Source organism: Methylorubrum podarium (assembly GCF_022179745.1).
Classification (GTDB): Bacteria; Pseudomonadota; Alphaproteobacteria; order Rhizobiales; family Beijerinckiaceae; genus Methylobacterium; species Methylobacterium podarium.
This window is the reverse complement of the sequence record NZ_BPRD01000018.1, coordinates 1-14,502: the sequence shown is the minus strand read 5'-3', so window position 1 is coordinate 14,502 and position 14,502 is coordinate 1. Positions and strand designations below refer to the sequence as shown.

Annotated in this window: 12 protein-coding genes, 2 tRNA genes and 1 pseudogene; 13 read left to right on the top strand and 2 right to left on the bottom strand. The window is 67.6% G+C overall.

Features of this window, described 5'->3' with window-relative positions; genetic code table 11:
• Positions 1–502 precede the first annotated feature (502 nt).
• Both MFF42_RS00935 and MFF42_RS00930 read left to right on the top strand, forming a co-directional pair.
• Entirely contained in the window at positions 503–1,099 is a 597-nt protein-coding gene (locus tag MFF42_RS00935; RefSeq protein WP_238253626.1) for a CarD family transcriptional regulator, read from the top strand.
• 268 nt (positions 1,100–1,367) lie between these two features.
• Positions 1,368–2,240 (top strand): RNA polymerase factor sigma-32, encoded by an 873-nt coding sequence (locus MFF42_RS00930; RefSeq protein ID WP_017484286.1) that lies wholly within the window; start codon positions 1,368–1,370, stop codon positions 2,238–2,240.
• A 166-nt stretch (positions 2,241–2,406) separates the two neighbouring features.
• Here MFF42_RS00930 and MFF42_RS00925 read toward each other — a convergent pair whose 3' ends face one another.
• Complete coding sequence (locus MFF42_RS00925; protein WP_238253625.1) at positions 2,407–3,555, bottom strand: LysR family transcriptional regulator; 1,149 nt, start codon at positions 3,553–3,555, stop codon at positions 2,407–2,409.
• Between the two features lie 447 nt (positions 3,556–4,002).
• Between MFF42_RS00925 and MFF42_RS00920 the strand changes: the two genes are divergently transcribed.
• The 3 genes from MFF42_RS00920 to MFF42_RS00910 all read left to right on the top strand — a co-directional run bounded on the left by MFF42_RS00920 (position 4,003) and on the right by MFF42_RS00910 (position 5,154).
• Positions 4,003–4,079: transfer RNA gene (locus MFF42_RS00920), tRNA-Pro, on the top strand.
• Positions 4,080–4,124: 45 nt separating this feature from the next.
• Positions 4,125–4,201, top strand: a tRNA-Arg gene (locus tag MFF42_RS00915).
• Positions 4,202–4,503: 302 nt separating this feature from the next.
• A complete protein-coding gene (locus MFF42_RS00910; RefSeq protein WP_238253624.1) occupies positions 4,504–5,154 on the top strand; it encodes a hypothetical protein in 651 nt (216 codons plus the stop codon).
• Between the two features lie 24 nt (positions 5,155–5,178).
• On the opposite strand, the pseudogene MFF42_RS00905 reads toward MFF42_RS00910, so the two are convergent.
• Positions 5,179–5,673, bottom strand: a pseudogene (locus MFF42_RS00905) (recombinase family protein); the annotation flags it as partial.
• Between the two features lie 886 nt (positions 5,674–6,559).
• Between MFF42_RS00905 and MFF42_RS00900 the strand changes: the two are divergent.
• From MFF42_RS00900 to MFF42_RS00865, 8 genes are all read left to right on the top strand, one after another.
• Positions 6,560–6,841 (top strand): hypothetical protein, encoded by a 282-nt coding sequence (locus MFF42_RS00900; protein ID WP_238253623.1) that lies wholly within the window; start codon positions 6,560–6,562, stop codon positions 6,839–6,841.
• 198 nt (positions 6,842–7,039) lie between these two features.
• On the top strand, positions 7,040–7,231 hold the full coding sequence (locus MFF42_RS00895; protein ID WP_238253622.1) for a hypothetical protein: 192 nt from the start codon (positions 7,040–7,042) through the stop codon (positions 7,229–7,231).
• 438 nt (positions 7,232–7,669) lie between these two features.
• Positions 7,670–8,071 carry a hypothetical protein gene (locus tag MFF42_RS00890; protein WP_238253621.1) on the top strand — a complete coding sequence of 134 codons (402 nt, stop codon included), beginning with the start codon at positions 7,670–7,672 and terminating at the stop codon, positions 8,069–8,071.
• Positions 8,068–9,333 (top strand): glycosyltransferase, encoded by a 1,266-nt coding sequence (locus tag MFF42_RS00885; RefSeq protein ID WP_238253620.1) that lies wholly within the window; start codon positions 8,068–8,070, stop codon positions 9,331–9,333. The genes MFF42_RS00890 and MFF42_RS00885 overlap by 4 nt, the downstream gene beginning before the upstream one ends.
• 3 nt (positions 9,334–9,336) lie before the next feature.
• On the top strand, positions 9,337–10,671 hold the full coding sequence (locus tag MFF42_RS00880; protein ID WP_238253619.1) for a glycosyltransferase: 1,335 nt from the start codon (positions 9,337–9,339) through the stop codon (positions 10,669–10,671).
• Positions 10,655–12,235 (top strand): glycosyltransferase family protein, encoded by a 1,581-nt coding sequence (locus MFF42_RS00875; protein WP_238253618.1) that lies wholly within the window; start codon positions 10,655–10,657, stop codon positions 12,233–12,235. Before MFF42_RS00880 ends, MFF42_RS00875 begins: the two co-directional genes overlap by 17 nt.
• A complete protein-coding gene (locus MFF42_RS00870) occupies positions 12,217–14,250 on the top strand; it encodes a glycosyltransferase (protein WP_238253617.1) in 2,034 nt (677 codons plus the stop codon). Before MFF42_RS00875 ends, MFF42_RS00870 begins: the two co-directional genes overlap by 19 nt.
• On the top strand, positions 14,247–14,502 hold a 256-nt coding region (locus tag MFF42_RS00865), incomplete at its 3' end, for an NAD-dependent epimerase/dehydratase family protein (RefSeq protein ID WP_238253616.1). The genes MFF42_RS00870 and MFF42_RS00865, both read left to right, overlap by 4 nt.

Here is a 14,502-nt window from a genome sequence, read left to right as displayed (position 1 = left end):
CTCCGCCGCGCGGCGGAGAGGCCTTCCGGATCGCGGCGGCGTCTGGCCGCAGGCCGCCGTCCCGGCCGGGATACCCGAACGCGCCGCGGCCTCCCTCGAAAGATCCGCCGAACGGTTCGGCGGCGCTCTTTCCGAGCCGTGCAAAACCTTCGATCCTCCCATGCGGACACGCGTTCGCGCGCCGGCAATCCTTTGATTCGCCGGCCCGTTCGTGCTATATGAGGGCTCGCCGTCGCTCACGCCCGATGCGCCCCCCTCCTCTCGCTCACGAGGCGAGTTCCATCTTCCTGGAAAAGAGGTTGGCTGCGATCGACCGCCGGAAGCATCCCGCTCCCGGCGCGCTCGCTCGTGTGGTGGGAGCAACGCGAGAGCCCGGGAACCGGCCAGCGCCTCGACGGCATGCTGCCGGACTAAGGGCATGTGCCGGGTGTCCCGCCCCGGAGGTGACGAGCATGCGGGCGTGGACGCGCCCCGCGTGGATGACAGTGGAGGCTCATTCCGCATGACCACAGCCAAGAAGACGACGGCAGCAGGCCGCCAAGGCTTCAAGACCGGCGAGGCGGTCGTGTATCCGGCGCACGGCGTCGGGCGGATCACTGCGATCGAGGAGCAGGAGATCGCGGGCTACAAGCTCGAATTGTTCGTCGTCTCGTTCGAGAAGGACAAGATGGTCCTGCGCGTGCCCACCGCGAAGGCCAACAGCGTCGGCATGCGCAAGCTCGCCGAGCCGGAGCTCGTCAAGAAGGCCCTCGACGTGCTGACCGGCCGCGCCCGCGTCAAGCGGACGATGTGGTCGCGCCGCGCCCAGGAATACGAGGCCAAGATCAATTCCGGCGACCTGATCTCGGTGACGGAGGTGGTGCGCGACCTCTACCGCTCCGAGGCCCAGCCCGAGCAGTCCTACAGCGAGCGCCAGCTCTACGAGGCCGCCCTCGACCGCGTCGTGCGCGAGATCTCCTCGGTCAACAGGATCACCGAGACCGAGGCGCTCAAGCTGATCGAGCAGAGCCTCGCCAAGTCGCCGCGCCGCGCCAAGGCCGACGCGGAGGCGGAAGCCGACGCCGAGGGCGACGAGGACGTGCAGGAGGAGGCCGCCTGAGGCCGGAGCGAATCGCGCCGCTGCGCGATCCGAACGCGTTCACCAAGAGGGTCCGGCATCACGCCGGGCCCTTTTTTCATGCGCTGCCCGTATGCCTCTTGATCATTTCACCGCCGGCGCCACGCGCCCGCAGGGAACAAGCGTCGCACGGATGTGTTGTGCCTCTGCCACGGATGGCTTGCCCCACGGCCCGGACCGGCGCGTCGCCGGTCGGGAGGCTCGAACGGGCTGATCCGAAACGCTCGAACCAACAACGAGAGAGGCGGGGATGGCAGAGATCGCGGGGATGCGGCGTCAGTTCATTCGGACAGCGATGGAGGCGCCGTTCCTTGCGAGGGAAGAAGAACGCGGGCTGGCGGTGGCCTGGAAGGAGGCGCGCGACGAGCGCGCCCTGCACCGCCTGATCTCGGCGCATATGCGCCTCGTGATCGCGCTGGCCGGCCGCTTCCGCCACTACGGCCTGCCGATGGCCGACCTCGTCCAGGAGGGGCATGTCGGCCTGATGGAGGCCGCCGCCCGGTTCGAGCCGGAGCGGGATGTCCGTTTCTCCACCTACGCCACCTGGTGGATCCGCGCCTCGATCCAGGACTACATCCTGCGCAACTGGTCGATCGTGCGCGGCGGGACGAGCTCCGCCCAGAAGGCGCTGTTCTTCAATCTGCGGCGGCTCCGCGCCCGCCTGATGCAGTCGACCGAGGAGCAGGTCGGCTCCGAGATCCACGGGCGGATCGCCAGCGCGATCGGCGTGTCCCGCGAGGACGTGGCGCTGATGGATGCGCGCCTGTCCGGCCCCGACATGTCGCTGAACGCCCCCGTGGGTGAGGAGAGCGAGGCCTCCTCCGAGCGGATGGACTTCCTGGTCGACAACGCCGCCCTCCCCGACGAGACCGTCTCGGCGCTGGTCGATGGCGAGCGGCGGCTGGTCTGGCTGCGGCAGGCGCTGACGGTGCTCTCCGAGCGCGAGCTGCGCATCCTGCGCGAGCGGCGTCTGGCCGAGGATCAGGCGACGCTCGAAGCGCTGGGCCACCGCCTCGGCATCTCGAAGGAGCGCGTCCGCCAGATCGAGAACCGGGCCCTGGAGAAGCTGCGCCGGGCGCTCGCCGAGAAATTCCCGCAGGCGCCGAGCAGCGTCTACGCCTGACGTCCGGACAGGGAAACACCAGGGGCGCCGCCGCTGCGCCGCCCCTGGTGTTTCTGCGCCCTGCTACAGCATCGTCCCGAGAGGTGGTTGCCGGCTTTCGGGAAAGAGACGACGCAAGATCAGAGAGCGAGAGCACCGTCCTGGATCCGATATCCAGGACGATGCGCTAGGGGAGGGCGGCGCGCTCGACGGGACGCGCGATGCGCCCGCTGCCGCGTCGCGGATCACCCGAGGCGTTGGCCAGCACGGCCGCCAGCCGTTTCGTGGCGAAATCGATGAAGCTGCGCGCCTTGGCCGGCAGGAGGCGCGAGGTGGTGACGAAGTAGACCGGCGTCGACGGCAGATTCCAGTCCGGCAACACGCGCTGCAGGCGGGCCGTGGAGAGGTCGTTGTCGACGTTGATGACGTTGGCCCGGGTCAAGCCCTGTCCGGCCACGGCGAAGCGCCGGGCCAGGCTCAGCGAGTTGCAGGAGAGGGGCCCCCCGACGGTGATCGCGACCGACTCGCCGCCGCGGTTGAGCGTCCAGGTGGCGGAGGTGCCCTGCATCGGCAGGATGACCTGATGCTTCTCGAGATCGTACGGCGTCATCGGCGCGCCGCGCTCGGCGAGGTAGGCGGGCGAGCCGAAGATGCCGTTCTCGACCTCGGCGACCTTGCGCACGATCAGCGACGTCTCGCGCGGCTCCTCGATGGCGACCGCGAGATCGTAGTTGTCGCCCACCAGATCGACGGGGGCGGGCTTCAGATCGACGTGGACGTGGATGTGCTCGTGCAGGGCGGAGAACTCCGTGATCACGCCCGACAGGTGGCGCAGCACCCAGAAATCCGGCGGCGCGGCGATCTTGAGGAACCCGCTCGGCCCCTTGGCCACGGCCATCATGTCGTCGAAGGTCCGCTGCGCCTCGTCGACGAGGCGGGAGACCTGCGCGAGGTAGGCTTCGCCGTAAGAGGTCAGGGCCAGCTTGCGGGTGGTGCGATCCAGAAGCCGCAGCCCCACCGTCGATTCGAACATGGTAATTCGACGCGACAGGGAGGAAATCGGCATGCCGAGCGCGGCAGCTGCCTGACTGAAGCTTTTTCGTCGAGCGACTTCGACGAAGAGAGCCATGTCGCGCAGCAGTTGAGGATGCGGCATCTTTGCGCGGTCCACCCAGTCATTGCGTGACTGCGCGCCCGGCCGCTGAACGGAAGCCACGCGCAACCCTCCCTGCCGTCTATCACATTCGCTCCTAACCAGAGCGAGCATAGCAAAGTTCGCGTGGAAAAATTGTTTCTTATTATGGAATAATGCGAATGCAATCCTCGGCTGTGACATCCGGTTTTCAGGTTGGGCCGAGCAGCGCCGCGCAGGAGAACAAGACGGCGGCGAGACAGGGCCGCCGGCGCGGGCCGCGCCTGGTGGAGTCCTTTGTGCGGGACGGTGAGGGCCTCGGCGGGTCCCCCGGCCGACGAGAACCCGCGGCAGTGTCGCGCCCGAGCGTGCGGACATCGGCGCCTTCGATCCTGGCCGAACGATGCGGCCGCCACCGCGGAAGCGTGTCGAAGAGCTCGCCTTCGCATCGTGCTGCCTCACCGCTGCCGCCCGGGACGGCGATTTTTTTGAAGGCCTTTGTTCCGCAGAGACTTAGAGAAGGTTTGATCGCGGTTCGACGGGCCAAAAGGCTGTCCGGCCCCGAAAGAAGCGTCACGAAAGGCGGCGACCCGCTTGCGACCGCGAAAAGTGCCGGCTATAAGCCCGCTCGCCGGCCTTCGGGGGCGGCATCGGAGTGTAGCGCAGTCTGGTAGCGCACCACGTTCGGGACGTGGGGGTCGCAGGTTCAAATCCTGCCACTCCGACCAAGCAAGAACAGAAACGCCTCGAAAAGGCGTCGAGACATGAAAAGGGCGCCCGTAGCTCAGCTGGATAGAGCACCAGACTACGAATCTGGGGGTCAGAGGTTCGAATCCTTTCGGGCGCGCCATTCGTCTCGCAAGTCATTGCTTGGCTGGAATTTCCGCTAAAATCAGCACCTTAGGCCGCCGCCAGTCGTACACGCGGGCGGTGCAAACGGGCCATGGCGCTGATGTCGTATCTCATCCGTGATGGGTTGGGCACGTACTACTTCCGCAGGGCGATCCCCGCGGAGCGGCGCCCTTCATGCCCGAGCCAATCCCCGGCTCGCCTACCCCATATTCGCACGTCGCTAATGCTTGATTGGGACGGCTGCGACTTCTTCGCACTGTAAATTGGGCGACATCCCCACGGGCCGCAGGAGCCACCGCAGTGCTCAGCCGCCGCGACTTTCTTGCAAGCTGCTCGGCTTTCGGGCTGCTGCAGGCAACCAACGCCGCCGCCATTATTCCAGCCGTTGCGGGGGCACTCGCAGCTTTAACAGCCCTCGCGGTGGCAACTGGCAAGGCAGCGCAGGCGCTTGAAGGCGCTGTTGACAAGGGCCAACGCCTTTGGAGCAGGATAAAGAGTATACCTGGAAAAGAGAAAGCCGCTCGATTGATCGCAGAGCAGCAAGATGACCTAGTTGAGAAGATAAAGCTTCGTCGCGAAGTGGTCCGTATTGGCGCCGAGTCTCAGCTTGCCAATGCCGCCTTTTTGAGCAAGCTATATGAATACACTTTTGATCCCGTTCCAGCAAAATGGCTCGAAGTTAAGACACTGATTCAATCAGCCGCTGCCGCCTTACGCAATGCCAGCGCGATGTTTAGGAGTAGGGCTGCTTGGTTTCCTACAGAAGCGCAAGAAGCGCTGAGCGAGCTTCCCTCTTTATATAGAGAGAGGGAAAAGCTGATGAGCAATTTATATCGCCTACCTAGCGAAAGTCCGCCACCTGACGACATAGAGATTCTAGCAAAAGGATATGAGACTTTGCGAAGCGTGTCGCTACGATTACTGACTGCGCTCGATAAGTACCTCCAATAATATGGTTGAGATCGTTTTTGCTCTTCAAGCCGCCCACCGATCCAGCGCCGCCTGTGCCTCCTCTGGGCTCTCCTTAATCCGGTAGATTGCCTGCCGTGACAGCCCTATGGCCGCCCCGATGCCCGAGACCCTCTGGCCCTCCGCTAACCCGCTCAAGACGGCCTCAAGCCGCCCTCGAGTAAAGCTCGGCTTCCTCCCGCGGTAGGCATCCTCCCGGCTCCTGGCGTGCTCGATGCCGGCCTTCTGCGCCTCCTTGGTAGCTTCCGCCTGGGCCTGCGCCGTGGCTGCCATGAAGCCGAACAAGGCATCGCGCACCGCCTGCTGCATCGGGGCTGCCGTGGCGCCGTCGAAGGTGAGGTTGTTGATGACGGTTCGGACGATCCCCCCTCCGCCTGAACTCCCGGATGGTGTCGCACACGTCCGCCTAGTTGCGCCCGAGGCGGTCCACCCAACGCACCACCAGCACGCCCCCCGCCGCAGCATGTCGAAGAGCCGGCGGCCCTGCGGTCTCTCGCGGAGGGTGGTAGTACGGGCTTTCGGACAGCTCGGCGCCTTCACGCTGTGGCATACCCTTGCGGACGGACGAGGTAGATCGCCAGCGCAGGAGCCTATTCGCCCTCCGCGCTTTGTCTCCCCGGCACCGCCGCTTGGTTGCCACCGGAGGGCAGACGATGTGCGCGGGTCACGGAAGCCGGTTAGGGCACAGCGGCTATCGTCGCGGGCTGCCTGAGGTCCACTTCCGATCCCGAGGGCCGGGCCGTCAGACCGCCAACGACAACCGGCGGGCAACCCAAGGGCCAGAAGCAATCGTCCTGTCTGCCATCAAGCTGGCGACGATGAGCAAAGCCGCGCTGGCTGGCTTGGCGCTCAGCCTTCTGCCGACGTCCTGAAGCGGAACGACAGGCTACCCAGCAGTCGCGTGCGGCCGGAGGGAATGCTCGGGGCCAGCCTCAAGCCTTCGGATCGACGGACCACCCGGTCAATCCGCACGCCTTCTTGAGCCGCAGGTCTGCCTTTGCGAGGCGCCTTGCAGCTTGGTCCGAGTCGCCCCTGGCGTGGGCCTTATCGGCAGCGGCCACATCGCGGCGCACCAAGCGGCAAACGAGATGTGTTCGGAGATGGCGGAGCAGGCTCAGCATATTCAGCCCCGGGCAGAGCCACACACTGCATGCAAGTCCCGCACTCAAAGATCGTTAGGAGACCCGCCCCCCTCGGCAGTCGCGTTCGCCTGGAGGCCCCCCGGTACCCATACGGAGGAAACTCTGATCCGCCCCGCGTAGGGATGCCTCTCGCGCGCGTGACCCTCTGGGCAAAGCGGGCCACCCTCCGAACATCACCCATCCGCCCGGGGTTTACCTCAAGCCGCCCGAAAGACGGCGGCGAGGAAACGCATCAGGAGATGGCTATGCGAAAGACCGCCTTGGTCATTGCTGCCGGCATGCTGGCGATGGGCAGCACCGCGTGGGCAGGCGACAACTCGGGGAAGGGTGAGGGACGGATGCAGGGCTCGCCGAACGCCGCCGGGTTCGACAAGAAGGAGACCACCGGGACGACGGGTCCGGGCGCATCGAGCCGCGCGCCGGGCCAGGAGATGAAGCAGGACGGGCGCATGCGGGGCTCGCCGAACGCGTCCGGCTTCAAGGGGGACGGCGCGGGTTCGTCCGCCGGATCGGGCGGCGGCCGCTAGAGCGCGTTCCGACGAAGTGGTCACCGGTTCGGCGAGAGGAAGCGCATCGACTCGATGACCGCGGGCCGTCTCCGACCGGATGCCATCAGGTCGGAGACGGCCCTCGCAGCAGGTGATCGGGAGCGCGCTTTGCAAATCGCGCCTCAAGGCTTATCCCAAGCTCGGCCATATCGGCGGCCGATCCTTCGAGGAGTTTGGATGACCAAAGACAAGCAGCCCGATCGCACCGAAGCGTCGCTCGCCTTTGTCTCTGACCGGAACTACCCAGAAAATCTCGACCATACGTCCGATCAACCCGTTGCCGACGAACAAGACACCGAAGAGCATCCTCAGAAGGCGAGCGTGTCGCCGACGAATGCGTTCGAGGGGTTCGGCTCCTTCTCGGGCTGAGCGGGCGCCGACGAAAAAGCCCGGCGAGGAAGCCCGGCAAGACGTGGCGGACGCTTCTCCGCCCGAAGGCCGCAGCACCCTAAGCCCCGGTGTCGGGTGATCCTGCCGCGGATGCGCATTCCCGCGGCAGGTCCATGAATTCGTGGACCGGTCGTCCGCGCCTTGCGCGAGAACACCGGCGCCCTCCCACATCAGCGTCGCAAGATCTCATGCGGCGGGAAGGCTGTCCCGCATTCTCGGGAGCGATGCCGAGACCGGGCGAAACGCGCTCCGGCTCACGGAAACCAGGACGTCCGAAACAGCAATTGTCCGGCACGGTCCGTGCGGCTTGCCAAGCCCAAACCTTCCTGTTAGAGGCAAACATAAATAATTGCCTTCCTGCCTGTCAAGAAATAGATCCAGCATATGTATCGAAAAAGGCGGATCGTTATTGATGGATTGGAAGACAAACAGGGACGTTCCCTGCTTGTCATCTCTGCCCTTTACCATTGCCGTTCTGAGCTTTCCGACACCGAGATTCGCTTTGTCGATGTCGACAGCGCGGCTGTTCATGGGGCGATCGATCTCCTGCGTTGGGAGACCGGCCTCGACGTCCGTGTCCCGGTCGATCTCAGCGAGTATGGCGGCGGCTCGATCTTCGCAGGCGCCAGCCTGTACGCTGCCATTCGCTTCAACAGCTTGGACGGACTGCACGCGGCCGAAGCGAAGTTCTTCAAGGTTCCGCTTCTCCTCGCCCTCCAGTTCCTTCCCGAATCGGCGACGAGCGAGCAGCTGGCACTCCTGCGGCCCGCGCACGACCCCATCCTGTTCGCCCAGCACCTGATCGAGCGCATGCGATGACCGAGCGCGCAGCGGGACGCCTTCCCACGATTCTGGCCGTCGGGATGCATAACAGCGTGCATCTGGCCCGCTGGATCAACATGATGCGCGGTAGCTTCGCGCGCTTCGTCGTGTTCCCGGTCTATGTCGAGAATCCGGCGCCCGAGCTCCGCCCTTGGTCACCGGTCACCAGCCGCAGCGACATCGAGGCCTTGGGACCCGGTGAGGTGGGCATCGTCCAGCTCACCAAAACCGACGCGGAGCGCCACGCCGCCTGGCACGCGGATCGAGCGACCGGACGCCTGTTTCCCTCCTCCCTCGGGCTCCAGACGAATCCGAGCCTGACCCAGACCGACGAGTTGGTCGCCGCCATCCGGACGCTGCGGCCGGACGTCGTGCACACGATGGAGGTCCAGCTCGCGGGCTACCTCGCCCTCGGCGCCAAGCGGTACCTGGGAAGCATGATGCCGCCCTGGCTCCTGTCGAACTGGGGGAGCGACATCTATCTCTATCACCGGCTGCCCGAGCACCGCTCGACCGTGCTCGAGCTGGTGCAAGCCGTCGACGGCTACCTCGCGGAATGCCGACGCGACGTGCAGCTGGTGCGGCGCCTCGGCTTGAACGGGCACGCCTTCGACCCGATGCCGGCCTCCGGCGGGATCGATTTCAGCACCGTTCCGGCGCTCGACCGGTTCACGCCCCCGTCACGGCGCGACACCATCCTGGTGAAGGGCTATCATGGCTGGTCCGGGCGCGGGATGCACATCCTGTCCGCCCTGCATCTGGCCGCGCCGGCCCTGCGTGGCCATCGCATCCGCGTGCAGTTCTGTTCGGAGGCGATGCGGGAGATGATGCGGGCCATGGCGGCGTCGGACGGGCTCGACATCGCGCCCGTGCCCTATGCGCCGACCCACGCGGAAGCCCTGGGCCGGATCGCCGACGCGCGCATCGTCGTCGGCATCGGCATCTCGGACGGGATCGGCACGACCCTTCTCGAAGCGATGTGCTACGGCGCCTTCCCGATCAAGGCGACGACCTCCTGCGCCTGCGAATGGATCCAGAACGGCCGCGACGGCATCATCGTCGATCCACACGATGTGAAGAGCCTCGCCGAGGCCATCGTGCGCGCCGCCTCGGACGACGCGCTGGTCGATGCCGCCGCCACGCGCAACCGCGCCTGCGTGGAGGAGCGGTGGGACGTCGGCCGCAACAACGCGGCGGCGCAATCGATCTATCGCCACATGCTCGGCGATGCCTCCCGAAGCGCCGCGCTGAGCGCCTGAGACATGTCCCGCGCCATGCCCCCCGAAACCGTCACGATCCTCATCCCCGTCTATAACGGCAGCTACTTCCTGATCCAGGCCATCGAGAGTGCCCTGTCCCAGACGTGGCCGGCGATCGAGGTTCTCGTGGTCGATGACGGCTCGGACGACGACGGGCACACCGAGCAGGTCTGCCGTTCGTTCGGGGACCGGATCCGTTATCTGCGCCGGGAGAACGGCGGCGTTGCCGCGGCCCTCAACACCGGCATCGCCGCGATGACCGGTCAGTACCTGACCTGGCTCAGCCACGACGATCTCTTCGATCCGCGCAAGGTCGAGGTGCAGATGAAGGCCCTCAAGGCGCAGCCCGGTCCCTGCGTGATCTTCGGCGGCTACGCCACGATCAGGGAGGACGGCACCGTCCTGGCCGAGATCGAGACCGGATCGGGTTATCGCGACGACCAGCCGCTCTGGGCCATTCTCGAAGGCCGCATCAACGGCTGCACCGTCCTGCTCGACCGCGCCCTGCTGGAGCGCCACGGCGGCTTCGACATCGGATTGCCGACGACCCAGGACTACGAATTGTGGTGGCGGCTCGCGCTGCACTACCCCTTCGTCTACGTCCCCGGCATTCTGGTCCGGCACCGGGTCCATTCCGGGCAGGGGTCGCGCGGGCGCCGGCACACCGACGAAGCGAACCTTCTCTGGATGGAGCTGCTGGAGCGGGTGCCGGAGGAGAAGGCACGGGAGCATTCCGGCTCGGAGATGGCGTTCCTCCTGCGCGCCCGCGACTTCCTTCAGGTGACCGGCTACGACAACGCCAAGGAGGGCGCCGACATCCTGATCCGCCGGCGGGCGGCGAGGATTCCGGTCGGCGTCGTCCTGAGCGGCCGCAGCCCGCGCGAGGCGGCCGTCGCGAAGGCCGAACTCGCCAGCAGCGGCCTCGACCTCGCCTTCCTCGTCGTCGACGCCTCACCCGACCAGCAATCCCTGCTCGCCGCCGGCTCGCCCACGCAGGGCCTGCCCGAGGACGTCGTCGGCACTCCGGTCGATCCGGGCGACCTGATCGCCCGTGCCCTCGCCGTGCTCGACGCTCCGATCCTCGCCTTCCTCTCGCAGGACGTGTCCGCCTCCGCCTTCTGGGCGGCGACCGCCCGCCTCCTGTGTCACCCGAGCCTCGACGGCACCGCCATCCCGCGGGTGGCGGGCGGTCCGGACGTCGATCCGCTGGGACCGCTCTCCGGCCTTGTCGTGCGCCGCGAAGCCCTGTCAACCGCCTTGACCCGAGCCGTCGAGACCCGCAGTGACGTCATCTACTCCCTCGGCATGTCGAGCCGGCTCGATGTCGCTGCAGCCTGATCCGTCCGCCGACATGCCCGACTTCGACGGCCTGCGCGTCCAAGTCCCCGGCGAGCACCAGATCTGGCTCGTCTTCGGCGACCGACGCCACTACATCACCGACCTAAACGTCCTGCGGGCTCTCTTCCGCGACGACGCCTTCCAGACGGACGCCGAGTGCGCGCGCCTGCCGGAGGGGAGCGTGCTCGGACCGGGCAGCCGGCTCGTCCGCGGAAAGGGAAGCGCATCAGTCCATCTCGTGGTCAGCTCGGATCCTGGGCAGGAGACCCGGCATCGCGTCGTTGATGCGGCGCAGTTCGAGCGCTACGGCTTCGATCCGGCGAAGGTCGAGGAGATCCCGCCCGAGACATTGCGCAATATTCGGATCGGCCTGCCGCTCGGGCCGCGGGCGGCCGCCGCCGCCCTGGCCGAACGCGAGAACCTGGAACGGCTGGTGGAGGAGCTCCATCCCGGCCGGCCGACCCTGCTGCTGCTGCTGGAAGAGCGGGACGCCTTCGTCGAGCAGTTCGCCGGCCATGTTCAGGAGAGCGCCCGCCGCCGGGTTCATGTCCTGCTCGGCTGGCTCGAGGACGGGCAGTTCGCCATCTCGTCCGGCCCGCCCGACGCACCAGATGCGCTCGTGGCGCGCCTGCCCGAATCCGCTCTGACATCGGTCGCGGAGACCCTGCGGATCGGCCGGATCGATGTGCTCGCGACCCGATTCGGGGCCGCCCTGCGGACGGTCGTCGAGGCGCTCGGCCGCCCCTTCGATCTCACCCCGATGGTCGTCCCCTCCGCACGAGAGGAAACGGACGGGGCCATGCAGGCGCTCGCTCGGAGGGCAGCCCGCGTCATCGCCTGTGGCGACGCGATGCTGAGCGCGCTGCGTACCCGATTTCCGGGGCATCCGATCGCGACCGGTCTCGATCCCGAGGCGCGCAAGCCCAGCCGGTTCCGGGTGCATCCGGCCCGGCTCGACGCGGACGAGGATCTTCGCGTTCTGATCTGGGGTCCAACCTCGGAGCCGGAGAGTCGTGTCGTGGCGGAGACCGTCGCCCCCGGCCGTGACGGGGGCCTCGCGGTCCGCTTCTTCGGTCTCGACGGAACGCCGGCGGCGTCCCTTGCCGGCCTGCGTGATCTGGGTCCGGCCGACCGCTTCGATCTCAACAGGCTGGCCTGTGTCCTGCGCCCCCATCTCGTCTGGTTTCCGAGCCCGGCGCCGGAGGCGTTCGACTTCCGGGTCTCGGCCGCCCTGGCGCAGGGCTTGCCGATCCTGGCGAGCGCCGCCTGCGGCTTGAGCCTGCGCCTGGCGGATCGGCCCTATACCTGGATCCTGCCTGCGGACGCGACCGCGGCAAGTATACGAGAGGAACTCACGGCGATCCGGGCGCGATGGGCGTCCGAATACGGCCGACTGCATCGGGCCGAGGCCGCTCCGGGCTTCTATCCGGCCACCTATCTCGACTGGAGCACGGTGGGCACAGCGCCGCCCGACGATGCGATCCCCCTCGCACCAGCACCGCCCGTGCTCCCGCCGTCACCTGCTCCGATCCCTGCGAAGAAAAAATGGCGGTTCTTCAAATGACGAGACCGGCCGCAGCCGGATCATCCGCCGGGCACCGGCCGGTCCGCGCGCTGATCTGCGACTTCGACTTCTTCTCGGCGCTCGGCGGCGGGCAGACCTTCTATCGCCGCATGGTCGAGCGCCACCCGGACTGGACCTTCCTCTATCCCTCGCGCGGGCGCGATCTCACCGGCACCGTGCAGGCGCGGCTTCCCGCGAACGCGCATCCCTACGGCTTTGATCGCTATCTCGTCCCTCGAGATCTCGTCGATGCGCTGACGATCGAGGGTTACGAGGAGCACACCTATGCTCGGCTCATCTGCCAGATCGCCGTGCCGCTCCAGGGCCAGTTCCTCGACGTCGTCGAAGTGCCCTCTTTCTTCCCCGTCGCGCATCTCATCCGTCCGATCTTCGCCGCCTTCGGTATCGGCGTCGGGACGGTATCCCTGGGTATGCTGGGCTGGCTGAGCGTCAGCAACCGCAACGCCTACGCATCGGAGATCCCGCAATCGGTGGTGGAGCGGCTGGAGGACCTTGAGCAACGCTGCATCGCCGGCGCCGACGTGAGCTACACGATCTCGGATCTCCACGCCGAGGAGAACGAACGGACGAAACCGTCGGCGATCGTTGACATGCACGACGCCCTCGACACGCTGCCGCCGCCCCCGGCTCGGCCGCCGGGAGAGGGCGCCCCCGATCTCTGGTTCGTCGGGCGCCTCGACCGGAACAAGGGACCCGATCTCTTCATCGAGATCGCCTCGCGGGTTCCCCGCTCCCTCTACCGGAACTGCTACCTCTGCGGCCCGGACAATCCCTGGGCCGAAACGGGACCGCGCTGGTCCGAGACGGTCCTCGATCTCGCCCGCGAGCGCGGCGTGCCGGCGGAATATCTCGGCGAGATCAGCCACGAGGAGTTATGGTCGCGCGCCTTCCGCGGCCGCTCGGTTCTCGTCATCCCGTCCCGCTCCGACGCGTTCAACTACGTGGCCATCGAGGCGACCATGTCGGGGGCGCCGATCCTGCTGTCGAAGCAGGCGGGCGCCGCGGCCTTCCTCACGGCGCGCCATGCCGCCATCGCCCCGCCGATCATCGACCCCGACGATCTCACCGACGCCGCGGCCAAGCTGAAGCGTCTGCTCGGTGAATACGAGACGCGGAGCCGGCACCTGCGCAAGATCATCCTGACGGGTGGCTGGCCGGCGCCCCGCAACGGCTTCTTCACTGACGTGATCGGGTCCGCCCCGGCGGGATCGGGCCACGCCGATCCCGATCTGCTCGGGCGCGCCCGCGCGGCCGATCCGCTGAACCTGGCTCCGGCCCGGATCTGGCGCTCGGTGGCGCCGCCGCCCGCCGGGAACGACATCGAGATCATCCTGCGGGCCGGGCGGGACCGGGGGGCGCTCGAACGAAGCCTGACCACCCTGCGCACGGCCGAGGCGGACGGGCTTGCCGTGACGGTCCTGGTGGAAACGGGACGGGAACCCGAGGGCCTGCCGCAGCTTCTGCGCAACTTCCATCCCGGCGCGACCACGCTCCGCTCGGGCGGCGTGGATGCGGCCGCGGCGATCAACGAAGCGCTGGAGCGGTCGCGCGCGGCGGCGCTCATGGTGATCGAGGCCGGCGACGGTGTCGAGGGTGGGGCCCTGCGCCGCCTCTTCCGGACCTTTCAGGCGACGCCCGCGGCCGACCTCGCGATCGGCCTCTGGTCGGAACTCGACGCGTTCGGGGCGATCCTGCGGGACGACCCGGCGGACGCGTTCGACCTGCGCGCCCTGATCGGTCCGGGGGCACGCCGCGGCGGCCTCCTGATGCGCCGGAGCGACCGCCTCATGATCGACGAGTCGATGGGGGATTGCGGTCTGCTCGACCTGTATGGCCGTCTCGCCGCGGCTCCCGTCGTGCGCGGCGCCGAGCGGATCGGCTGGTCCTGGCCCGCGGCCGACGCCGCCGGGTCACGCCGTCCGGCCGACCTGTCGCCGCTTCTCCTGAAATGGCTGCTCGCTCCCCCGCGTCCCGACGCGCAGGACGCCGCTTGAGCACCGGGATGGAGGCGCGCGCCTCGCTCGACGGCGTCCGCGTGCTCGTCACCGGAGGCTCGGGCTTCCTCGGCCGGCATCTGGTCCGGGCCCTGATCCCGCTCGGAGCCGAGGTCGCGGTCCTCGTGCGCGATCCGGCGGCGGGCAGCCGGCCCTTGGCCGGAGACGGCGAGCCGGAGCGCGCCGGCCGCGTCACCCTGATGCAGGGCGATCTCCTGGACGAGGCGGCCGTGATCCGGGCGGCGGCGGGCG

Excerpts from the sequence above, each read along its gene's own strand:
- MFF42_RS00935 (WP_238253626.1), top strand. The coding sequence starts at position 503 with ATGACCACAGCCAAGAAGACGACGGCAGCAGGCCGCCAAGGCTTCAAG.
- MFF42_RS00925 (WP_238253625.1), bottom strand. The coding sequence starts at position 3,555 with ATGTCACAGCCGAGGATTGCATTCGCATTATTCCATAATAAGAAACAA.
- MFF42_RS00930 (WP_017484286.1), top strand. The coding sequence starts at position 1,368 with ATGGCAGAGATCGCGGGGATGCGGCGTCAGTTCATTCGGACAGCGATG.
- MFF42_RS00880 (WP_238253619.1), top strand. The coding sequence starts at position 9,337 with ATGTCCCGCGCCATGCCCCCCGAAACCGTCACGATCCTCATCCCCGTC.
- MFF42_RS00895 (WP_238253622.1), top strand. The coding sequence starts at position 7,040 with ATGACCAAAGACAAGCAGCCCGATCGCACCGAAGCGTCGCTCGCCTTT.
- MFF42_RS00900 (WP_238253623.1), top strand. The coding sequence starts at position 6,560 with ATGCGAAAGACCGCCTTGGTCATTGCTGCCGGCATGCTGGCGATGGGC.
- MFF42_RS00870 (WP_238253617.1), top strand. The coding sequence starts at position 12,217 with ATGGCGGTTCTTCAAATGACGAGACCGGCCGCAGCCGGATCATCCGCC.
- MFF42_RS00885 (WP_238253620.1), top strand. The coding sequence starts at position 8,068 with ATGACCGAGCGCGCAGCGGGACGCCTTCCCACGATTCTGGCCGTCGGG.
- MFF42_RS00875 (WP_238253618.1), top strand. The coding sequence starts at position 10,655 with ATGTCGCTGCAGCCTGATCCGTCCGCCGACATGCCCGACTTCGACGGC.